21 protein-coding genes are annotated in these 20,028 nt (G+C 66.3%); 12 read left to right on the top strand and 9 right to left on the bottom strand.

Annotated elements, in window-relative coordinates:
* Positions 1 to 30: 30 nt before the first annotated feature.
* Both NFL01S_RS14915 and NFL01S_RS14910 read right to left on the bottom strand, forming a co-directional pair.
* The gene (locus NFL01S_RS14915; RefSeq protein ID WP_062975546.1) at positions 31 to 882 is read right to left on the bottom strand and encodes an acyl-CoA thioesterase; all 852 of its coding nucleotides are present in this window, start codon (positions 880 to 882) and stop codon (positions 31 to 33) included.
* Positions 883 to 930: 48 nt separating this feature from the next.
* Positions 931 to 1,587 carry a TetR/AcrR family transcriptional regulator gene (locus tag NFL01S_RS14910; protein ID WP_174555688.1) on the bottom strand — a complete coding sequence of 219 codons (657 nt, stop codon included), beginning with the start codon at positions 1,585 to 1,587 and terminating at the stop codon, positions 931 to 933.
* A 176-nt stretch (positions 1,588 to 1,763) separates the two neighbouring features.
* Between NFL01S_RS14910 and NFL01S_RS14905 the strand changes: the two genes are divergently transcribed.
* The 4 genes from NFL01S_RS14905 (at position 1,764) to NFL01S_RS14890 (ending at position 5,180) form a co-directional block, all read left to right on the top strand.
* Positions 1,764 to 2,762: an acyl-CoA dehydrogenase family protein gene (locus tag NFL01S_RS14905; RefSeq protein WP_062975542.1), complete on the top strand. Its 999-nt coding sequence runs from the start codon at positions 1,764 to 1,766 to the stop codon at positions 2,760 to 2,762.
* A 108-nt stretch (positions 2,763 to 2,870) separates the two neighbouring features.
* Entirely contained in the window at positions 2,871 to 3,659 is a 789-nt protein-coding gene (locus tag NFL01S_RS14900; RefSeq protein WP_062975540.1) for an enoyl-CoA hydratase, read from the top strand.
* 191 nt (positions 3,660 to 3,850) lie between these two features.
* The gene (locus NFL01S_RS14895) at positions 3,851 to 4,360 is read left to right on the top strand and encodes an MTB12 C-terminal domain-containing protein (RefSeq protein WP_062975917.1); all 510 of its coding nucleotides are present in this window, start codon (positions 3,851 to 3,853) and stop codon (positions 4,358 to 4,360) included.
* A 286-nt stretch (positions 4,361 to 4,646) separates the two neighbouring features.
* Positions 4,647 to 5,180 (top strand): MTB12 C-terminal domain-containing protein, encoded by a 534-nt coding sequence (locus NFL01S_RS14890; protein WP_157116543.1) that lies wholly within the window; start codon positions 4,647 to 4,649, stop codon positions 5,178 to 5,180.
* 14 nt (positions 5,181 to 5,194) lie between these two features.
* Here NFL01S_RS14890 and NFL01S_RS14885 read toward each other — a convergent pair whose 3' ends face one another.
* The 7 genes from NFL01S_RS14885 to NFL01S_RS14855 all read right to left on the bottom strand — a co-directional run bounded on the left by NFL01S_RS14885 (position 5,195) and on the right by NFL01S_RS14855 (position 11,084).
* Complete coding sequence (locus NFL01S_RS14885) at positions 5,195 to 6,025, bottom strand: acyl-CoA dehydrogenase family protein (protein ID WP_157116566.1); 831 nt, start codon at positions 6,023 to 6,025, stop codon at positions 5,195 to 5,197.
* Between the two features lie 51 nt (positions 6,026 to 6,076).
* Positions 6,077 to 7,192, bottom strand: coding sequence for an acyl-CoA dehydrogenase family protein (locus tag NFL01S_RS14880; RefSeq protein WP_062975915.1), 1,116 nt, complete (start codon positions 7,190 to 7,192; stop codon positions 6,077 to 6,079).
* A gap of 146 nt (positions 7,193 to 7,338) precedes the next feature.
* The gene (locus tag NFL01S_RS14875; protein ID WP_062975533.1) at positions 7,339 to 7,755 is read right to left on the bottom strand and encodes a nuclear transport factor 2 family protein; all 417 of its coding nucleotides are present in this window, start codon (positions 7,753 to 7,755) and stop codon (positions 7,339 to 7,341) included.
* The gene (locus NFL01S_RS14870; RefSeq protein ID WP_033245730.1) at positions 7,739 to 8,953 is read right to left on the bottom strand and encodes a metal-dependent hydrolase family protein; all 1,215 of its coding nucleotides are present in this window, start codon (positions 8,951 to 8,953) and stop codon (positions 7,739 to 7,741) included. The genes NFL01S_RS14875 and NFL01S_RS14870 overlap by 17 nt, the downstream gene beginning before the upstream one ends.
* A gap of 2 nt (positions 8,954 to 8,955) precedes the next feature.
* A complete protein-coding gene (locus tag NFL01S_RS14865; RefSeq protein WP_062975914.1) occupies positions 8,956 to 9,297 on the bottom strand; it encodes a hypothetical protein in 342 nt (113 codons plus the stop codon).
* The gene (locus NFL01S_RS14860) at positions 9,287 to 10,549 is read right to left on the bottom strand and encodes an aromatic ring-hydroxylating oxygenase subunit alpha (RefSeq protein ID WP_062975532.1); all 1,263 of its coding nucleotides are present in this window, start codon (positions 10,547 to 10,549) and stop codon (positions 9,287 to 9,289) included. Before NFL01S_RS14860 ends, NFL01S_RS14865 begins: the two co-directional genes overlap by 11 nt.
* A gap of 4 nt (positions 10,550 to 10,553) precedes the next feature.
* Complete coding sequence (locus NFL01S_RS14855) at positions 10,554 to 11,084, bottom strand: carboxymuconolactone decarboxylase family protein (RefSeq protein WP_062975530.1); 531 nt, start codon at positions 11,082 to 11,084, stop codon at positions 10,554 to 10,556.
* Positions 11,085 to 11,419: 335 nt separating this feature from the next.
* Here NFL01S_RS14855 and NFL01S_RS14850 point away from each other — a divergent pair, with 335 nt between their 5' ends.
* The 8 genes from NFL01S_RS14850 (at position 11,420) to NFL01S_RS14815 (ending at position 20,026) form a co-directional block, all read left to right on the top strand.
* Positions 11,420 to 12,793: an ABC transporter substrate-binding protein gene (locus NFL01S_RS14850; RefSeq protein ID WP_245670698.1), complete on the top strand. Its 1,374-nt coding sequence runs from the start codon at positions 11,420 to 11,422 to the stop codon at positions 12,791 to 12,793.
* Between the two features lie 6 nt (positions 12,794 to 12,799).
* Entirely contained in the window at positions 12,800 to 14,929 is a 2,130-nt protein-coding gene (locus NFL01S_RS14845) for a branched-chain amino acid ABC transporter permease (protein ID WP_062975526.1), read from the top strand.
* The gene (locus tag NFL01S_RS14840) at positions 14,904 to 15,617 is read left to right on the top strand and encodes an ABC transporter ATP-binding protein (protein WP_062975524.1); all 714 of its coding nucleotides are present in this window, start codon (positions 14,904 to 14,906) and stop codon (positions 15,615 to 15,617) included. Before NFL01S_RS14845 ends, NFL01S_RS14840 begins: the two co-directional genes overlap by 26 nt.
* Positions 15,614 to 16,321, top strand: coding sequence for an ABC transporter ATP-binding protein (locus tag NFL01S_RS14835; RefSeq protein ID WP_062975522.1), 708 nt, complete (start codon positions 15,614 to 15,616; stop codon positions 16,319 to 16,321). The genes NFL01S_RS14840 and NFL01S_RS14835 overlap by 4 nt, the downstream gene beginning before the upstream one ends.
* Complete coding sequence (locus tag NFL01S_RS14830; RefSeq protein WP_062975520.1) at positions 16,318 to 16,695, top strand: hypothetical protein; 378 nt, start codon at positions 16,318 to 16,320, stop codon at positions 16,693 to 16,695. Before NFL01S_RS14835 ends, NFL01S_RS14830 begins: the two co-directional genes overlap by 4 nt.
* Before the next feature lie 162 nt (positions 16,696 to 16,857).
* Positions 16,858 to 18,024, top strand: coding sequence for an acyl-CoA dehydrogenase family protein (locus NFL01S_RS14825; protein ID WP_062975517.1), 1,167 nt, complete (start codon positions 16,858 to 16,860; stop codon positions 18,022 to 18,024).
* Positions 18,024 to 18,791 carry an SDR family NAD(P)-dependent oxidoreductase gene (locus tag NFL01S_RS14820; RefSeq protein WP_062975515.1) on the top strand — a complete coding sequence of 256 codons (768 nt, stop codon included), beginning with the start codon at positions 18,024 to 18,026 and terminating at the stop codon, positions 18,789 to 18,791. The genes NFL01S_RS14825 and NFL01S_RS14820 overlap by 1 nt, the downstream gene beginning before the upstream one ends.
* The gene (locus NFL01S_RS14815) at positions 18,791 to 20,026 is read left to right on the top strand and encodes a CaiB/BaiF CoA transferase family protein (RefSeq protein WP_062975513.1); all 1,236 of its coding nucleotides are present in this window, start codon (positions 18,791 to 18,793) and stop codon (positions 20,024 to 20,026) included. Before NFL01S_RS14820 ends, NFL01S_RS14815 begins: the two co-directional genes overlap by 1 nt.
* The last annotated feature ends 2 nt before the right edge of the window (positions 20,027 to 20,028 follow it).

Raw genomic sequence — 20,028 nt, 5'->3', positions numbered from 1 at the left:
AATGCCTATCGGTCGTGCGGGCAGGATGGTTCAGGGCCGGAAGCGCAGCAGGGCTTCCTGCGCGAACGAGGCCACCAGGGTGCCGTCCGCGGTGAGGACGTCACCGCGTCCGTAGGCGCGGCCGTGTGCCATGACCAGGCCGGCATGCCGCAGCAGCAACCAGTCGTCGCTACGGAACGGGCGATGGAACCACAGCGTGTGCGAGGTGGTGGCGGAGGTGAATTCGGTGCCGTTGCCGCTGTGGTCGAAACCTTCGATCGGGCGCAGTACGGTGCCGATGACATTGAGATCGGTGGCATAGGACACCAGGCCGGGCGCGAGTTCGGCGCCGACCTCGGGTGTGCGCATCCACAGGTCGTATTCGGCCGGGCCGGCGGCCTTGTCGCCGAGGTCGGTGAGGGAGCGGGTCTCCCAGGGGATCAGGCCTATGTCGACCGTGTGCCCGGGGCCCGGAATCGGTGGCACCGCGCCGATTTCCTGGTTCTCCCGTCCCTCTTCGAGCGCGGTCATCGACAGCAGCGCGGTGGCGATCACATCGCCCTTCTGCCGGGCGACGACGGTGAGGGTGGCGAAGGAGCGCCCGCGATGCTGTGGCTGCACCACGTAGTAGACCGGGGCATCGCTCTTACCCTCCCGGGCGAAGATGACGTGGACGGATTTCACTGTTTTGTCCGGGCAGGCGAAAACCGCGGCGCGCAGGAACTGGGCCAACAGCTGACCACCGAAGAGCCGGTGGTACTCCAGCTGCTGATTGGGGCCCTCGAATACCGAGAGGGTGGCCTGCGGATCGGGTGCGGGTGCCTCGGCGTCGTCGGTCCGCGGTGTGGTCGGTCGCAGGCGTAGATCCATACAGGCGAGAAGGTCGGTCCAGAGATCGGGCATACAGCGAGTGTAAACCCGTATCTCTGATATGGAGAACGCTATTCTCGCCTAGATTCCGCGGGCGAACCCCTTGGCGCAGAATTCCCAGATCTCCTCGGCCGAGATCGGATAGGCCGTCTCGTCGTCGATTCCGCCGTTGGACTGTGCGGTGAACATCACCGTCTGCATCACCATGGCGGCCATCCGGCGCGGGTTGAGTTCCTCGCGCAGCAGGCCGTCCTTGTCGGCGTCGATCATGAGCTCGGTGAACAGCGCCAGCAGCGGCGTATGCGCGACCTTCACCTGGGCTGGATGGCTGACCAGCAACTGCGGGGCGAAGTCGGTGAACAGCGGGCGCTGCGCGGTGGGATCCGGGCGGCACAGTTCGTAGAGGAGTTCCACGGCGAGCTGTAACCGCTCCAGGGTGTTGTCCTTACCCGCGGCGGCGGCGCGGATCTGGTCCGCGGTGCGGCTCAGGGCGTCCTCGAACAATGCCAGCAGCAGTTCGTGCTTCCCGTCGAACTGCAGGTAGAAGCTGCGCAGCGACTGTTTCGAACGATCCACGACCTCCTGGACCGTGAAATCGGTGGTGCCCTTTTCGGTGATGATCGCCTGGGCGGCATCGAGGAACCGCTGCACGCGCTGTTCGGCCCGCAGCTTCGCGGTGCGGATCGAGCGCTCTACCGCACGCTGCTTCCAGGCGGGCTCTTCGCTCGGCGCGGTCACCGGCCGGCCCATCCGATCCCATATGAGGAGAACATGGGTGCACTGTACCGGAGAACGTCCCATGTCCGGGCAAGCACGTCCGGTGTTCGCACCGTTGAGGAGACTATTAATTTCATCTCAAGAGAATGCTATTCTCCTGAACGTAACGCAACCCCGCCCAACAGGAGGCAGCCCGGATGCTCTTCGAGTTCGATGCCGACCAACGGCTGCTGCGCGATACGGTCCGCGAGGTCACCGCCAAGGAATGCCCCGCCTCGGTGATCAGGGAGATCGTGGACGCGGGGGCCGATCCGGGCCGGTTGTGGAAAACCTATGCCGACCTCGGCTGGACCGAACTCGTGGAGCCGGAGGCGACCGTGGAGCTCGGGATCGTGCTCGAAGGCCTGGGGCGAGCCACCGATCCGACACCCTACCTCGCCACGATGACCCAGTTCGCGCCGCTGGCGGGTGATTTCGGTACGCCCGAAGGAACCGGCGCCGCAATCTTCGACGGAGTCACCGCGGTCCGTGACGGTGCAGACTGGCTGCTGCACGGGACGGCCGGCCAGGTTCTCGACGGTGACCGCTGCGACCGGCTCGCGGTGGTCACCACGGCCGGGGTGTTCGTCGTTCCCGCGCATACCGTCACCGCCCGGCGGCTCGAGGTTTTCGATCCGGTGCTGCATATCGCGGAGGTCACCGTCGACGGGGTGCGGGTCACCGATGCCGACCGCACCGCTGCCGACCCCGAGCGTGCCCGGCAACTGGCGCTGACGGGTCTCGCGCTGACAACAGTGGGTGCCTGCCAGCGCGTTCTCGACCTGGTTCTCGACCATGTGCGTACCCGCCGGCAGTTCGACACCGCTATCGGGGCGTTCCAGGCCGTCCAGCACAAGGCCGCCGATATGCACCTGGCCATCGAACGGGCACGAGCCCTCGGATACTTTGCGGCCCTATGCCTGGCCGAGAACGATCCGCGCCGCGCCATGGCGGCCGCGATGGCCAAAGCGTCGGCGGGGGAGTGTCAGTCGGTGGTATTCCGGCACGGTGTGCAGCTGTTCGGTGCCATGGGATTCACCTGGGAGAACGATCTGCAGTTCGCGATCAAACGGGCCAAGGCCGGCGAACTGCTGTTCGGTGGCGCGGCCACGCACCGGGCGGTGGTGGCACACGAGTATCTCGCCGCCCATCGCTGACCGGTCGCATCATGGGGGCGCGCACCAGGACGCCGGTCACCGGCGCAGCAAACGGAATACGAGCATCGGGAGTGTGCCCGGTGTACCCCTGAACCGAGGAGCATTGTTTTGTCTTATATCGACTATTCCGTCGCTGATAAGGTCGCGACGATCACACTGAACCGGCCCGAAGCGGCGAATGCCCAGAATTCCGCGTTGCTGGATGAATTGGATGCCGCGTGGACTCGTGCCGCCGACGACGACGATGCCGTGGTGATCGTCTTGAATGCGGCCGGGAAACATTTCTCGGCGGGACACGACCTCAAAGACGACAGCTGGCCCAAGCCGGACAAGATCACCCTCGACTGGATCTATCGGACCGAGAGCCGCCGGTATCTGGAATACACGCTGCGGTGGCGTAATGTGCCCAAGCCCTCGATCGCGGCCGTCCAGGGGCGCTGTATCGCCGGCGGGCTCATGCTGTGCTGGCCGTGTGATCTGATCGTCGCCGCGGATAATGCGCTGTTCTCCGATCCGGTGGCGATGATGGGTATCGGTGGCGTCGAATATCACGGGCATACCTGGGAACTCGGTCACCGCAAGGCCAAGGAGATCCTGTTCACCGGCCGTCCGGTGACAGCGCAGGAGGCCGAGCAGGCCGGGATGGTCAATATGGTGGTGCCGCTGGAGGAATTGGCGGCCAAGACGACCGAACTGGCGGGGCAGATCGCGCAGATGCCGCCGTTCGGGTTGCGGCAGGCCAAGCGGGCGGTGAACCAGACCATGGATGTGCAGGGCTTCTACGCCGCGATCCAATCGGTCTTCGATATCCATTCCACCGGTCACGGAAATGCGCTCAGTGTGAGCGGCTACCCGATTCTTGTGGATCTGGATCAGATGAAGACGAATATGAAGTAGCGAAACGGGGGCCGACGCCGTTCGCCGCGGCTCCGGCCCCCGTATCGAAGAAATGACGCCGAGCCGGAACCGGCGGTCAGGGATTCTTTCGACACGGGCAGCGTAACCGAACGACGTCCGCCCGGAACCCCGTTTTCGAATTTCCCCGGATGGACAAGAATTACCGAACGTCCATCGGAAAGGCTTCCGCCATGCGTTCCAGCAGAATCCGGCGTGCCACCACCCTTTTCGGCCTGGTGGCGCTGACCGCCACGGCCGTGATCGGCTGTGGTGATTCCGGAGAAGACGCGGCCGCGTCCACCTCCGCTCCGGCCGCCACCAGTTCCGCCACTCCCGCCGCGACCGCGCCGGAGACCGAGAAAGCGGTGACCGACGCTTTCGTCACCTTCTTCGACGGGAAAGCCGCGCCGGCAACCCGGGCGGGCCTGGTCGAGAAGGGGGAAGAATTCACGCCCTTCCTCGAGGGGATGGCCGCCGACCCGCGTGCCCAGGGGACGAGTGTGACCGTATCGGCCGTGGAGGTTGTGGACGATAAGACCGCCGACGTCACCTATACCTTGCTGCTGGGCGGAAACCCGGTGCTGCCGGACCAGTCCGGGCAGGCGATCAAAGAGGGGGACACCTGGAAGGTGGCCGCGATGACCTTCTGTGCGCTGCTTGCGGTCCAGGGCACGGGCGAAGTAGTTCCCGCCTGCGGCTGATCTCTTCCCGCGGTCGTACTCTCACGGTGGACCGGACGAGGAGACGTCGTATCGGTTGCGCAGTATCGATACGGCGTCTGCTCCGGATTCTGAAATGGCCTGTCGCGGGCGGGGATTCGGTGGACCGAACACGCTTGCCGCCGGTCGGACGGTTTAACCGGATGAATATCCGGCAAAATAGGTGAAATCGGCCGTACCCGTTGTGGTGCCGGGCTAAGCTCCCCGCGGCGTCCATAGAACGTGGTTTCCGTGGACGCCGATCATCACTCTTCAGAAAGACGAACCGATGTCACGAAGACACCGGGTAGCGCGAACTGCCGCTGCCTGTGGAGTCGCGCTCGCACTGAGCGCGGTCACTGGGTGCGGCAACTTCTTCGGACCCGACAACTGCTATGTCCTACCGGCGACGGAGGCGCCCGCCACCGAAGTCGCCGCCGCGAACCCGGGGGCCGGCGTGGCCGTCTCGGATTCTCCGGCCGCCGCCGCGGCGATAACCGGCGTCTACCAAGCGTTTTTCGCGCCCGCGACCGCAACCGAGGATCGGATGGCGCTGGTGGAACGCGGGACCGATTTCGAAACCGAGATCGCCGGTATGGCAAACCATATCCGTACCGCGCTCACCACGGTCGAGATCGCCGACGTGACGGTACTCGACCCCACTCACGCGGAATTACGATTCACCTTGAGTATTTCCGGTAACCCGGTGGTGACCAACCAGATCGGTCATGCGGTGCGGGAGAGCGACGGCTGGAAGATCTCCGCAACCACCATGTGCGGCCTGGTCGCTATTTCCGGCGGTATGTCACAGGCCTGCGCGTAACGCTGCGGCCGGGGCTAGAGCTGCGCCAGTCGGGGGGCGTAGCCGAACTCTCGCAACGTCGCACCGGCCTCCCGGGTGAGATCGCGGGAGCTGCCGAGCAATCCGTCCAGTACCAGGACCCGCCGGTAGTGGCGGTGGAATTCGTGCTCGGCGGTGAAACCGATTCCGCCCAGCACTTGCTGGCAGTGCCGGGCAGTCACCAGCGCCGCGCGACCGGCGGCGGCCTTGGCGAGCGCGGCGGCGAGAGAATCGTAGTGCTGCGGTACTGCGGTCTCGGGGTGAGCCGGATGGTGTGCATCGGACGGCCCTACCACCAATGTGGCCTCGGCTCCCTCGATGGCGACCAGGGTTTCGGCCAGCCGGTGCCGGACGGCCTGGAAACCCGCGACCGGTTTGCCGAACTGCACCCGCTCGAGCGCGTGGCGGCGGGCCAGCGCGAGCATGGCGCGCGCAGACCCGGTCAGCCACCAGCCCAGTGCTCGCCGCGCTTGGGCGAGCGGGAAAGCCCCGGTGGCAATCGATTCGATGGGCTTGCCGACGATGGACAGCGGCAGTTCGGGATCGAGGAGAACGACCGGCTCGGCGCGCTGCCCGCGTTCCGTGGGGCCGGTACCTTCCGTCCACAGCACCCAGCGGTCGCCGGTGAACGGTAGCGTTACCGGTTCGCCGAACGTGCGGCCTGCCGCATATGCCAGCACATCGTTGAGCAACGGTGCGTGGGTGCCGGTCTCCCCGAGTAACCGGAAGACGAGGGGGACTGCGATACCGGCGCTGTCGGTGAGCAACTCGTACCAGCCGAGGTCACCCAGCGCGGCATAGAGTTCGGCGCCGGTGGCCGCACCCATCGTCTTGCGCAGCGTATCGGTGAGCAGAGTCTGTTCGGCAGCGTCCACCGCTCACTCCTTTCCCAGGTCGAGCAGGCGGCGGGCGATGATATTGCGCTGGATCTCGGCGGTTCCGCCGTAGATCGTCGCCGCACGGGAATACAGGAATTCCGGGCGCCATTCGGAATCGGCGAGTTCGATCTCACCCGGCAGCAGATCGCGGGCGGTATCGAAAAGCTGCTGTTCGGCGGTGGCCAGCAGCACTTTGTCGATCGAGGTGTCCGGCCCCAGCGCGGCACCGCGGGCCAAACGCTGCTGGGTGGCGCGGGAGCGGCACCGCACGGTGTGCAACGCCAGGTAGGCGGCGCCGAGTTCCGTGTCGTCGGCGTGCGCGGTCTGGTCGAGGAGGCGGTCGAGCCGGGTGAACAGATGCGCGATCCGATGCCAGAAACAGGTGGACCGCTCGTAGGGCAGCAGATCCATCGCGACCCGCCAGCCGTCTCCGGGCCGGCCCAGCATCCGTGCCTCGTCGACCATCACATCATCGAAGTAGACCTCGGCGAATTCGTCGACTCCGTGCATGGTGCGCAACGGCCGGACGGTGATCCCCGGGGTATCCATATCGACGAAGAACGCGGTGATCCCGTCGTGGCCCGGGCCGGTACGGGTCAGCAGGACACAGCGGGACGCGAACTGCGCGAGGCTGGTCCACACCTTCTGCCCGTTGATCACCCACCGGTCGCCGCGTTGTTCGGCGCGGGTCCGCAACGAGGCCAGGTCCGAACCGGAACCCGGCTCGGAGAAACCCTGGCACCACTGTTCACTACCGTCCAGCAGCCGCGGCACCATCTCGGCGGCGAGCTGCGGGCGGGCATAGGAGATCATGGTGGGGGCCAGCACCTCCACCATGGAATAGATGCCCGGTTCGGCCAGGTCACGGCTCGCGACCTCCTCGCCGAGCACCGCACGCAGCAACGCCGGACCGCCGAACCCACCGACGGACTCCGGCCATCCGTAACGCATCCAACCGGCCTCGAACAGCGCCCGCCGAACCCGGCCCAGCTGCGCGACCTGCGCATCGAAACCGGGATCGGGCCCGGGGGAGAGGTCGTTGTCGTCGAGCCAGGCCCGCACCCGCGACCGGAACTCCCCGGCCTCGGCTACCGCCTCCGAGCCTGACTCGCTCATGCTGTGTTCATCGGGCATGAGCGAGGGCTCTGCGTGGTGACGCTTCGCTACCGCCTCCGAGCCTGACTCGCTCATGCTGTGTCCCTCGGGCATGAGCGAGGGCTCTGCGTGGTGACGCTTCGCTACCGCCTCCGAGCCTGACTCGCTCATGCCGACGGCCGCTCGAAGGCGTGTGGGATACCGGAATCGTGGATACCGCTGCGCCGGATGAAGGTCATCGCGCGGGTGGCCAGCCGCCAGCCCTTGTCGGTGCGCCGGTAGGTATCGGTGTAGTAACCGATCCGCATATCGTGGGTCGACTGCTCCACGAAACACAGTGGCTGTGTGCCGGTGCCGGAATCGCCGTCGAGTTCGATCAGCGGTGTCCCGGTGAGGAACAGGCCCTTCGGTGCGGCGTCGACGAGTTCGGGGAACACGTCGAGGGTGTAGGTGTCGCCGAAGGCGCTGTAGCTGCCGTCGGGGGTGAATACCCCGATCAGTCCCTCGATATCGCCCTTGGTGATGGTCACCGCGTAGCGGGCGAGGAGCTGCTGGATTTCGATCAGGTCATCGTTTGCTGCCATATACCTTTCCGCCTTTCATCACGAACCGCACCTGCTGGGTGACGGTGATATCGGCCAGCGGATCACCGGGTACCCCGATCACATCGGCGAGCAGTCCCTCGGCGAGCCGGCCGCGGTCGGTGACCTGGATGAGCTCGGCCGCCACCACCGTCGCCGCCCGCAGCACCGACAGCGGATCGAGTCCCCGCTCGACCAGGGCCACCAGCTCGTCGGCGTTGCGGCCGTGCGGTATCGCCGGTGCGTCGGTACCGACCGCGATCTTCACGCCCGCGTCGAAGGCGGCCTTCACCGAGGTCCGGGCGCGCGGGAACATCTCGGCCGCCTTGGCCTGTAGTTCCGGTGCCGCCTTGGAGACGTCCATGGCATCGGCCAGGCGCGTGGTCGGCACCATATAGGTGCCCTCCCGGACCATGAGATCGATGGCTTCGTCATCGATCAGGAAACCGTGTTCGATACAGTCGATTCCGGCCCCGACGGCCTCTTTCACGGCTTCGGCCCCGTGGGTGTGCGCGGCCACCCGCAGACCTCGCCGGTGCGCCTCGTCGACGATCGCCCGCAGTTCCTCGGTCGAATAATGCTGCGCGCCCGGTGCTCCCGTCAGCGACATGACGCCACCGGATACGCAGACCTTGATCAGCTGGGCGCCGTGCTTGATCTGATACCGCACCGCTTTGCGTACCTCGTCGACACCGTTGGCGATGCCTTCTTCGAGGGTCAGCTTCAGCACATCGGGGGCGAAGGCCGAGAACATGGTGGGGTCGAGATGCCCGCCGGTGGGGGTGATGGCGTGGCCGGCCGGCACGATCCGCGGGCCATCGATCCAGCCGGCGTCGATGGCCTTGCCGAGCGCAACATCCAGCAGGTAGCCGCCGGTCTTGACGAACAGGCCGAGGTTGCGCACGGTGGTGAACCCGGCGCGCAGGGTGCGGCGGGCGTTGCCGACGGCGCGCAGCATCCGCAGCGGCGGATCGTCCTGGACCGAGGAGCTCAGCCCGGTTTCGCCCCGGCCGCCCATCAGGAGGTTGACCTCCATATCCATCAACCCCGGCAGGAGGACGAGATCACCGAGTTCGATGATCTCCCCCTCCGGTTCGCCACCGACCCCGACGATCCGGTCCCCGTCGATGCGCAGGATGCCGGGCCGGACGATTTCGCCGGAATCCACATCGAGCAGCCCGGCGGCCCGCAGTGTCAGCATGGCTACACCACCGGTTCGCGCACGATGTCCAGGTAGGCCGCGCCGCTGTCGGGCACCCGCGGCTGCTTCCAGACCTCCACCGGGAACGACGCCATCACCAGCGACTGCATCAGGTGGAACAGGTTGCGGGCCTCGTCGGGCAGATCGTCGAGGTCGAACCGGTCGCAGTAGGCGATGGCATCCTCGAGTCGTGCCATCCCGGCGTCGTAGAAGTCCTGCATCTCCGGCATCGTGGAGGCCAGCCGTTTGGCGTACCGCTCGGGTTCGGTGGGCAGGATCCAGTCCGCGAACCGCGCCAGATCGGCGAATTCGGCGGGCAGCGCTTTCGTATCCTCAGTTACCATTGCGGTATTCCTCGACTTTCTTCTGCGCGGTCTTGTGCAGGTGGCGGAGCAGGATTTCCTGATCGTTGAGTGGGAAATCGGTGACGGTGCGGGTCGTGATCATCGTCTGGGTCGCCTCGAGGGTGTTCGCGTCCTGCAGCGCGTATTCCTTGAAGGTCACCCCCGCCAGCTCCTGCGCCAGCCGCTCCCGCGCGGTTTTGGCGGGCACGAAGTACAGGTTGGCCTCGAAGATGTGCTTGTCCACGGCGGTCGGCCAGTAGTGGTAGGTGAGGTACCAGCCCGGCGCCCAGAACAGCAGCGAGAAGTTCGGCCAGATCTCGAACTCGTCCACACCCCAGGCCCGGTGGCCGGCGGGATTGATCCCCACGGGCAGCGGGTCCAGGCCCTCGATATCGGGGCGGTCCCACGGGCCGAACAATCCGCTGCGCAGGACACGCTCGATCGGTTTGACCATGTTCAGGTCCTTGGGCGGCGCCATCCCGCCCCACGACGAGATCATCGAATGCGGCGGCTGCAGTTCGTAGTGCAGGGCCTCGTAGCCGTACCCGGCCAGTTTGTCGGCCTCGTCCTTCACCGCCTGCTTCATATGCAGGATCGGCGCGTGATAGAACTCGGCGAACGCATCGATGAACAGTTTCCAGTTGCTGCCGACCTCGGCCCGGTAACTGAATACCTCGGTCATCTCGTGGAACGGATAACCCTCCAGCCCCTTGATCATCGGACCGAGGAAGGTGGTCAGCGGTTCGGCGTCGTGGTCGAGGTTGACGAAGATGAACCCCTCCCATACCTCGCACCGCACATCTTTGAGCCCGTAGTCGGCGCGGTCCAGGCCGAAGAATTCCTTCTCCTGCTGGACGAAGGTCAGTTCGCCCTCGAGGCTGTAGCGCCAGGCGTGGTATTTGCAGGTGAACTGTTTGCAGAAGCCCGAGGTCTCCTCATTGGGGTAGTCGTCCCAGACGAGTTTGTTACCGCGGTGGCGGCAGACGTTGTGGTAGGCGTGGATCTCGTTGTCGTTGCCGCGCACGATGATCAGTGAGGTGCCGGCGGCCGAGAGTTCCTTGGTGAAATAGCTGCCCTTGCGTGGGAGCCGCTCCACCCGGCCTACATTCAGCCAGGTCTTCTTGAAGATCGCTTCGCGCTCGTCCGCGTAGAACTGCGGATCGATGGAATCGGAGTAGTCGACCGGTTCGGTACCCAGATCGGGGTAGTGTTCGGTCCAGCTACCCGCCGCCGGTTTGTTGAAGTGTGCCAAGGGATTACCTCTCGTACTCGGAGCGTATGCCGAAGGTGTTGAAGGCCGCGGCAAGCATGTTGTAGGTGCCGATGGTGAAGATCAGATCCATCCGCTGGTGTTCGTCGAGATGTGCACACAGTCCGTCCCAGGTGGCGTCGGACAGGTTCGATTTCTCATCGAGTTCGTCGACGGCGCGCAGGACCAGTTGCTCGACCGTCCCAGTGGCCTCGCCCCGGGTGACCCCGGCGATCTCCTCGACGGTGATTCCCTCCGCGAGCGCGGCTTCGTGATGGTGGTCCCACTCGTAGACACAGCCCCGCAGGTGCGCGACGCGCAGGATGGCGATCTCGCGCAGCCGGGCCGGTAGCGGAGAGCGGAACAGCAGGTGGACGTTCAGGGTGAGGAACGCCTTGGTCAGCGCGGGATGCCGGGCGAGCGTCGACAGGGCGTTGCTCGCCGACTCCGGGTTGCGCAACCTGCGCGGCAGCATGACCCGCAGCGCGTCGTCGACGTCCTCGTCCCACCGGTCCGCGGGTAGCGGTGGTACTCGCATCGCGCCTCCTCTCGATGAGAATGAGATTCTCGCTTTCGGATAACAGGTTTCCATGAGCTTCGCGGATAGTCAATGCGAAGGCGTTTCGACAGGTGATGAGCCTGCCGGCGACACCTTCCTGCCCGACCGTGTCGCCGCTGGTGTGGATGCCCACGCCGATGTGTACCCGAAACAGGATATTGATTCTCGATAAGTGAGAAGCTAGTTTTCATTCACCGAGAGCTGGGTACGGCGGTCGATCGGCCAGGGTTTCCGACTCGAACTCGGTGTATGGGCGGCCCGCTCGCCCGATCACGATCGGCTGACCGATGGGGGTCAGCTCAGAAAGGACCATCGTGAGACCGAAGAGAACAGCTGCCGCCCTGATAGCGGTGGCGTTACTCGCCACCGCCGGCTGCTCAGGACGTAGTGGTAGCGAAACCGAGAACTCCTCGTCCGGAGACAAGGTCGTGGCCGATTTCGGCGACCTGACCGGTGTCTGCGGCGACGGTGACGCCGCGGGATCGCCCACCCAGGGAGTCACCGACAGCGAGATCACCGCAGGTGTCTTCACCGATATCGGTTACTCCAAGAACCCCGAATTCGTCGACGCCGCGAAAGTGTTCACCTCCTGGTGCAACGCGGCGGGTGGGATCAACGGCCGCACCATCACCACCGAAATCCACGACTCGAAAGTGATGGCGGTCCGCCAGAAGATGGTGGAAGCCTGCCGCACCGATTTCGCGCTCGTCGGCGGTGGCGCCGGACTGGACGGGCTCGGAGTGAAGGAACGGCTGGAATGCACCCTGCCCGATTTCCCCGCGCAGATCTCCCAGCAGCCCAACCTCGGCACGGATCTGCAGGTGATCGCCTCGCAGAGCACCTACGCCCACTACGACCCCTACAACGCCTCGCGCCAGTGGCTGACCAAAGAGGCCTATCCGGAATCGGCCGGTGCGATCGGCATCATCAACGGCGATTCGCCGGTGACCAAGGTGCTCGGCGACAAGGCCGTCGAATCGCTGAACGCGATGGGCGCGAAAGTGGTCTACAACCAGCTGTATCCGGTGGGCGGGGTGACCGACTGGACACCGTACGCACAGGCCATCAAGAACAGCGGCGTGCGTGGCCTCATCTTCATCGGCGAGGACGGGCCGCTGGCCAAACTCGAGGAGAAGCTGACCTCGATGGATTACCAGCTGGACTGGATCGACCCCACCAACAACGCTTTCCGGCCCGATTACATCGAACTGCTGGGTCGCTCGGCAAGCTTCCAGAACAATATCGTGGATCTCGGGGGCGTGGTCCCGCCGCAGCTGGCCGACGAATCGCCGGCCATGCAGCAACTGCAGAAGTTGTACGAGCAGTACGCACCGGACGCGGTGATCAGCCTGCCCGCGATCCGCGCGTTCTCGGCCTGGCTGCTGTTCGCGAAAGCCGCGAGCGCCTGTGGTTCCGAACTCACCCGCACCTGCGTGGTGGATACCGCGAAGAAGGAGGCCGAATGGACCGGTGGCGGGCTGCACAGCCCGAACGACCTGTCCGCGAAGGATCCGGCGCCGAACTGTTTCAACGTCATGCAGGCCACCCCCGAGGGCTGGAAGGCGCCCGAATTCGGTGCCAACGAGGGCCTGTTCCGCTGCGGAACCCCGCCCTACCGGTACACCGGTGACTACGGCGAGCCGATGACGCTCGCCGATGTCGGCAAGACCATGGCGGACGTCAAGTAACCGGCCATGGATCAATTCCTCGCCTTCGGGATCGTCGGGCTGAGCACCGCGGCCGTCTATGCCGTGATCGGCAGCGGTCTGGTGCTCACCCATACGACCACCGGAATCTTCAATTTCGCGCACGGCGCGGCCGGGATGATGGCGGCCTTCTCCTACTGGCAGCTCACCACCGGCTGGGGTGTACCCGTACCGGTCGCCCTGGCGATCGTGCTGCTGGTGCTGGCGCCACTGTCCGGGCTGCTCGTCGAACGGGCGCTGCGGGCCGTGCAGGGATTGGGGGACGCGGAAAAACTGGTGATGACGGTCGCGCTGCTCAGCGGCCTCATCGCCACCGCGCGCTGGATCTGGGATCCGATGCGGGCGCGCACGCTGCCCACCTTCTTCGCCGATGCCGAACCGATCCGGCTCGGCGCCGCCACCGTCACCTGGCATCAGGCATTGACCATGCTGGTGGCGATCGCGGTCGCGGTGGCATTGCGCGTGCTGCTGTTCAACACCCGGACGGGTGCGGAGATGCGGGCCACCGTCGACGACCGGGCGCTGGCCGGGCTCACCGGCGCCGATCCGGTCCGTGCCAACCGGGTCGCCTGGATCCTCGGTATCGAGTTGGCCGCGGTGGGCGGCATTCTCATCGCGCCCACGGTCTCGCTGGACGCGTCCACGCTCTCGCTGCTGATCGTCAGTGCCTACACCGCGGCGATCTTCGGGCGGTTGCGCAGTCTGCCCATGACCTTCCTCGGCGCGATCGTGGTGGGTCTGATGGAGAGCTACCTGACCGGGTATCTGCCGCAGAACGAATACCTGCCCGGCCTGCGGCTCGCGGCGCCGGCGCTGTTGTTGTTCGCAGCGTTGCTGTTGTTCCCGCACGGCCGGTTGCGCGGCCGCGACCGCAAACTCAGCCCGGTGCCCACACCGTCGCGCAGCGGTGCACTGTTCTTCGCGGCGGTGATCGTGATCCTCGGACTGATAGTCGCCACCACGCTCGGCGAAAGCGATCTCATCGCCTACGGGCCGATGTTCGCCTTCGGCGTCATCGCCTTGTCGTTCGTACCGCTGTCCGGCTACGCCGGGCAGATCTCGCTGTGCCAGCTGAGCATGGCCGGTATCGGGGCGATCGCCTACGGGCAACTCGCCCCGGACGGCGAACTGTGGGGTCTGTTCGCGGCAGTGGCAATCTCGGCGCTGGCGGGTACAGTGATCGCGATCCCGGCACTACGCCTTTCGGGCGTCTATCTGGCGCTGGGAACCGCCGCCTTCGCGGTGGTACTCGATCGGTGGATCTTCACCCTGCCGTCCTTCGACATCGCGGGCGTGGAGATCTCGTTCTTCGACCAGGGTTCGGTAGAGATATTCGGACCGAACCTGTTCGGGCTCCGGCTCGATACCGCCGCGGGCATCACCGTTTTCGCGGCGGTCTGCCTGGCGGTGGCCACGCTCGGTGTGGCGGCCCTGCGGCGCGGCCGGTTCGGGCGCCGGCTCATCGCATTACGTGACAGCGAAGCCGCCTACGCCACCCTCGGCGGTAACCTGTTGCGCGCCAAGGTGGCGGTTTTCGCGCTGAGCGCCGGGCTGGCCGGGCTCGGTGGTGCACTGTTCGGGATGCAGATGGGTTCGGTGACCCCCGAACAGTTCAATTTCGTGGCCGGTCTGCCGATCTTCCTGGTGGCGGTGTTCGCCGGCCTCGGGGCGCTGGGCAACGGCCTGTTCGTGGGTGTCGCGCTCTATGGGCCGATGCTCGCGATCCCGGTGCTGTTCCCGTCGACCGAGAACCTCGTCCACGTCCTTCCGGCGCTGGCCGGTATCGCGTTCGGCGGCGGTGTGGTGAGCCACGGCGCGATCGCCCGTATCCGGGAGGGATTCGAGGCGGCGATCCGCAACCGGGTGACGCTGGTGCTGATGGTCGCCGTACCGGTGGCGTTGTGGCTGGTGCGACTGGCCGGTGTGATCGACGGCTGGATGTTCTTCTGGGGCTCGTTCCTCGCGGTCTTCGCGATCCGGATCCGGGCGAACAACCGGGAACAGCGCGCCGGCGCCGGCGAACCGGATGTGCCCGTCGAATGGTGGGGCGTGAAACGGCCGTGGCGGCCGGAGGACAAGGAGGTGCTCGACCATGCCATCACTTCTGGACGTCAGTGATATCACCGTCACCTTCGGCGGCCGGCGCGCCCTCGCCGGCGCCGGGTTACAGGCCGAAGCGGGCGAAGTCACCGGATTGATCGGGCCGAACGGGGCCGGGAAGAGCACGCTGTTCGACGTGATCTGCGGATTGCGGCGGCCCGCGGGCGGACGGGTCCGGTTGGCGGGCCGCGATATCACCCGGCTCGACCCGGCGCGCCGGGCCCGGCGCGGAATGGCGCGGACCTTCCAGCGACTCGAACTCTTCGGCCGCCTGTCGGTCCGGGACAATCTGCTGGTCGCCGCGGAACTCGGCCCCCGGCGGCGCCACGCGGACAAGGTCGTCGACGAGATCATCGACCGGTTGGGTCTCGGCGAACGCGCCGGTGATCTGGCCGATTCACTGCCCACCGGGCTGGCCCGGCTGGTCGAGGTCGGCCGAGCACTCGCGGTGCGGCCGACGCTGCTGCTGCTCGACGAGCCCGCCGCCGGCCAGGACAGCGCGGAAACGGATCGCTTCGCCGAACTGTTGCGCTCGGTGGCCGCGGACGGCACCGCGGTGGTGCTGGTCGAGCACGATATGGGACTGGTGATGAGCGTCTGCGACCAGGTCTACGTACTCGATCTCGGCAGCGTGATCGCCAGTGGATCGCCCGAGGTGATCCGCCGCGACGAACAGGTCCTGGCGGCCTACCTGGGGGACTCGTGACCGCCCTACTGGAACTGACCGGAATTCGTGCCGCCTACGACGCGATCACCGTCCTGCACGGTGTAGACCTGAGTGTGCGGGCCGGCGAAGTGGTCGCGCTGCTGGGCCCCAACGGCGCCGGTAAGACCACCACGTTGAAGGTGGCCGCCGGGGTACATCCGATCGCCGACGGCGAACTACGGCTCGGCGGGCGCACGGTCAACGGAGTCGATCCGCGCGCCCTTGCCCGTGCGGGTGTCTGCCTGATCCCCGAGGGCCGGGGTATCTTCCCCAACCTCACCGTTCGCGACAACCTGCTGATGATGTCGTTCACCGGCCGCCCGGTCGCCGAGATCGAAGATATCGCGTTCGCGCGGTTCCCGATCCTGGCGCAGCGGGCCGGGCAGACCGCGGGCACCCTCTCCGGTGGCGAACAGCAGATGCTGGCACTGGCCCGCGGCCTGGCCACCGACCCGGCGGTACTGCTGCTCGACGAATTGTCCATGGGGCTCGCGCCACTGGTGGTGGAACGACTGTACGAACAGGTCGCCGAAATCGCCCGCCAGGGAGTGGCGGTACTCATCGTCGAACAGTTCGCCGCCGCGGTACTGGATATCGCCGATACCGCCGCGGTACTGGTGCGCGGCCGCATCGAACATCAGGGCCCACCCGATCTCGGGCTCCGCAACCAATTGGCCACTCTCTATCTAGGAAGTCCCTCATGACCGAATCCACACGTGCGGATCGTTTCGTCCAGGAACTCGCGGAGTTGAAGATCCCCGATCCCGCCGCCGGCCGCGGTGGTCTGTGGCTGCGGGCCGGTGTCGCCTTACTGATTCTGGGCCCGGTGGTGATCGTGCTGGGCTATCTGATGTCCAACAACACTTCCGACGCGCTGGTGCAGCGCGACGCGATCATCATCGCCCTGGGCGGTATCGCACTGAGCATCGTGGGGGCGGCGCTGTTCCTGCGGTACTCGCTGACCGGGGTGCTGCGGTACTGGATGGCGCGGCAGTCCTACGACATGGCTCAGCTCGCCGGGCGCCTGCCCGGCGAGCCGGGCCGGGAACTCGGGGAGGTCGGTGTGCCGCAACGGTGAGCCGGTCGATTCGGCAGCGGTTCCGCGGGCGCGATGACGAGAGTTCCCGGGCCGATGAGTTGATCTGAGTGACGGCGGGGACCGGCTCGTATACGAGCCGGCGACCTGCGGCCGCGCGGGGACGCGGCGGCGATGACGAGAGGAGTTGATGTGCCCGACGGTATGAGTTTCGAACTGTCCGAGGATCAGCGGCTGATCCGGGATTCGGTAGCCGAGCTGGCCCGGAAGTTCGACGATCAGTATTGGATGGAGAAGGACCGGGATCACCAATTCCCCACCGAGTTCTATCGCGCCATCGCCGACGGCGGCTGGCTGGGAATCTGTATCCCCGAGGAGTACGGCGGGCACGGCCTCGGGATCACCGAGGCGTCGATCCTGGCCGAGCAGGTCTCCCGGTCCGGCGGCGGGATGAACGCGGCCACCGCGATCCACCTGTCCCTCTTCGGTATGCAGCCGGTGATCGTGCACGGTTCGGAGGAACTGAAACAGCGCACGCTTGCGCGGGTCGCACGCGGTGACCTGCACGTCTGTTTCGGCGTCACCGAACCGGGCGCCGGTTTGGACACCAGCCGGATCACCACCTTCGCCCGCCGCGACGGCGACCACTACGTGGTCAACGGCCGCAAGGTGTGGATATCCAAAGCGCTGGAATCCGAGAAGATCCTGCTGCTGACCCGCACCCAGAAGTACGACGAGGTCGAGAAGAAGACCAGCGGGATGACGCTGTTCCTCACCGATCTCGACCGCGATCACGTCGATATCCGGCCGATTCCGAAGATGGGCCGCAATGCGGTCTCGTCGAACGAACTGTTCATCGACGATCTGCGGATCCCGGTCGAAGACCGGGTCGGGGAGGAAGGCCGCGGGTTCGAATATCTGCTCGACGGCCTCAATCCGGAGCGGATGCTGATCGCGGCCGAAGCGCTCGGAATCGGGCGGGTCGCACTGGATCGTGCGGTGCGCTACGCCAACGAGCGCGAAGTTTTCGGGCGGCCCATCGGCAAGAATCAGGGAATCCAGTTCCCGCTGGCCGATTCGCTGGCCCGGCTGGACGCGGCCGAACTGGTGCTGCGGAAAGCGACCTGGTTGTACGACCAGGGCAAACCCTGCGGCCGGGAGGCCAATACCGCCAAATATCTGTGCGCCGAAGCCGGTTTCGAAGCCGCCGACCGCGCGATGCAGACGCACGGCGGGATGGGGTATTCGGAGGAGTATCACATCTCCCGGTATTTCCGGGAGTCACGCGTGATGCGGATCGCGCCGATCAGTCAGGAAATGATCCTCAACTATCTGGGGTCACACGTGTTGGGAATGCCGAGGAGTTACTGATGGCAGCGAAAAACGGACTATTCGATCTGACCGGCCGCGCAGCCATGGTCACCGGTGCCGCCGGCGGTATCGGTTCGGCCGTGGCGCGGGCACTGGCCGCCCACGGCGCAGCGGTGCTGGTCACCGATCTCGACGGTGCCGCGGCGGGAACGGTCGCGGAGAAGATCACCTCCGACGGCGGCACCGCGCGGGCCTGCGCGCTGAATGTCGCGGACCCGGAATCCGCGGTCGCGGCCGCCGAGCAGGCGGCCGAACTGGGCGGCGGGAAAATACATATCGTGGTGAACAATGCCGGAATCACCGCACCGGCCATGTTCCCGAAAACGACCCCGGACTCCATGCGCAAGATCTTCGATGTGCACGTGCTGGGAACCTTCAACTGCAGTCAGGCCGCACTGCCGTACCTCGCCACGGACGGCACGGGGCGCATCATCAACGTCACCTCCTCGGCGGGACTCACCGGGACATTGGGGCAGGTGAACTATTCCGCCGCCAAGGCCGGGATCATCGGGGTCACCAAATCGCTGGCCCGCGAACTCGCGCGCAAGAATATCCTGGTGAACGCGCTGGCACCGCTGGCCGCCACCCCGATGACCGAAACCATCCGCACCGACGAGAAATTCGCGGAGCAGATGATCAACCGGATCCCGTTGCGCCGCTGGGCCGAACCCGACGAGGTGGCCGGGGCCTTCGTGTTCCTGGCCTCCGATGCGGCATCCTTCGTCACCGGCCAGGTGCTGCCGGTCGACGGCGGCATGGTGATGTGATGCCGTCCGCCGGTCCGTTGGCCGGGGTGCTGGTGGTGGCGCTGGAACAGGCCGTTTCGGCGCCCATGTGCACCCGTACTCTCGCCGACTTCGGGGCCCGGGTGATCAAGGTGGAGAACCCGGCGGGCGGGGATTTCGCCCGGCACTACGACGATGTGGTCGCCGGGCAGGCCGCGCATTTCGTCTGGGTGAACCGCGGCAAGGAATCGGTGACCCTGAACCTGAAAGCCGAACGCGGCCGCCAGGTCTTGCACGAGCTGCTCGCCCGCGCCGATGTACTGGTATCGAATCTCGCGCCCGGCGCCACCGCGCGCCTCGGAGTGGACCCGGCCGCCCTCGCCGAACGGTATCCCCGGCTGATCGCCCTGGAGATCGACGGTTTCGGCGCCGGTGGACCGTTATCGCACAAACGTGCCTACGATCTGCTCGTCCAAGCCGAGTCCGGGGTGTGCGCGGTGACCGGCCGGCCCGGTGAACCCGCGAAACCGGGTCCGGCGGTCGCCGATGTGACCACGGGACTGTATGCGGCGCTGTCGATCCTGGCAACCCTGTGCGGGCGCTACCGGGACACCGGCCCGGCCGGGGGCGCCATCAGCCTCAGCCTGTTCGACACGATGGCCGAGATGATGGGCTACCACCTGAACTACACCCGGCATGCCGGTGTCGAACAGCAGCCGCTCGGGATGAGCTCACCCGCGGTCGCGCCCTACGGCGCCTACGCCACCGGTGACGGGCAGACGGTCGTCCTCGGCACCACCAACGACCGCGAATGGCAACGGCTCGCGCGCGATATCCTCGGCCGCGCCGATCTGGCCGAGGATCCCCGGTTCGGCAGCAACTCCGACCGGGTTCGGCATCGCGAGGATCTCGACGAAGTGATCGGCGCCTGGTGTGCCGGACACACCCTCGCCGAGGTGCAGAAGGCCGCCGACGACGCCGGAATCGGCAACTCCCGCTACAACACCACCACCGACATCCTCGAGCACCCGCAGCTCTCCGACCGCGATCGCTGGCGCGAGATCGACAGCCCGGGCGGGCCGATCCCGGCGCTGCTGCCTCCGGCTGTCGTCGACGGTTTCGCACCGCCGATGGGGGCGGTACCGGGACTCGGCGAGCACACCGACGCGGTACTGCGCGAACTGGGCCGGACAGCGGCGGAAATCGCCGAACTGCGCAGGGCGAAGGTGATCGGTCCCGAATACGCCGCGGTGGCGGCCGAACGGGGTCAGTCGTGAAC

Source organism: Nocardia flavorosea NBRC 108225, from assembly GCF_001613385.1.
Taxonomy (GTDB): Bacteria; Actinomycetota; Actinomycetes; order Mycobacteriales; family Mycobacteriaceae; genus Nocardia; species Nocardia flavorosea.
Note: the sequence above shows the minus strand (reverse complement) of the source record. Positions and strands in the feature narration are given on the sequence as shown.

Excerpts from the sequence above, each read along its gene's own strand:
- NFL01S_RS14915 (WP_062975546.1), bottom strand. The coding sequence starts at position 882 with ATGCCCGATCTCTGGACCGACCTTCTCGCCTGTATGGATCTACGCCTG.
- NFL01S_RS14905 (WP_062975542.1), top strand. The coding sequence starts at position 1,764 with ATGCTCTTCGAGTTCGATGCCGACCAACGGCTGCTGCGCGATACGGTC.
- NFL01S_RS14895 (WP_062975917.1), top strand. The coding sequence starts at position 3,851 with ATGCGTTCCAGCAGAATCCGGCGTGCCACCACCCTTTTCGGCCTGGTG.
- NFL01S_RS14890 (WP_157116543.1), top strand. The coding sequence starts at position 4,647 with ATGTCACGAAGACACCGGGTAGCGCGAACTGCCGCTGCCTGTGGAGTC.
- NFL01S_RS14885 (WP_157116566.1), bottom strand. The coding sequence starts at position 6,025 with ATGGGTGCGGCCACCGGCGCCGAACTCTATGCCGCGCTGGGTGACCTC.
- NFL01S_RS14880 (WP_062975915.1), bottom strand. The coding sequence starts at position 7,192 with ATGAGCGAGTCAGGCTCGGAGGCGGTAGCCGAGGCCGGGGAGTTCCGG.
- NFL01S_RS14875 (WP_062975533.1), bottom strand. The coding sequence starts at position 7,755 with ATGGCAGCAAACGATGACCTGATCGAAATCCAGCAGCTCCTCGCCCGC.
- NFL01S_RS14870 (WP_033245730.1), bottom strand. The coding sequence starts at position 8,953 with ATGCTGACACTGCGGGCCGCCGGGCTGCTCGATGTGGATTCCGGCGAA.
- NFL01S_RS14865 (WP_062975914.1), bottom strand. The coding sequence starts at position 9,297 with ATGGTAACTGAGGATACGAAAGCGCTGCCCGCCGAATTCGCCGATCTG.
- NFL01S_RS14855 (WP_062975530.1), bottom strand. The coding sequence starts at position 11,084 with ATGCGAGTACCACCGCTACCCGCGGACCGGTGGGACGAGGACGTCGAC.
- NFL01S_RS14845 (WP_062975526.1), top strand. The coding sequence starts at position 12,800 with ATGGATCAATTCCTCGCCTTCGGGATCGTCGGGCTGAGCACCGCGGCC.
- NFL01S_RS14840 (WP_062975524.1), top strand. The coding sequence starts at position 14,904 with ATGCCATCACTTCTGGACGTCAGTGATATCACCGTCACCTTCGGCGGC.
- NFL01S_RS14830 (WP_062975520.1), top strand. The coding sequence starts at position 16,318 with ATGACCGAATCCACACGTGCGGATCGTTTCGTCCAGGAACTCGCGGAG.
- NFL01S_RS14825 (WP_062975517.1), top strand. The coding sequence starts at position 16,858 with ATGAGTTTCGAACTGTCCGAGGATCAGCGGCTGATCCGGGATTCGGTA.
- NFL01S_RS14820 (WP_062975515.1), top strand. The coding sequence starts at position 18,024 with ATGGCAGCGAAAAACGGACTATTCGATCTGACCGGCCGCGCAGCCATG.
- NFL01S_RS14815 (WP_062975513.1), top strand. The coding sequence starts at position 18,791 with ATGCCGTCCGCCGGTCCGTTGGCCGGGGTGCTGGTGGTGGCGCTGGAA.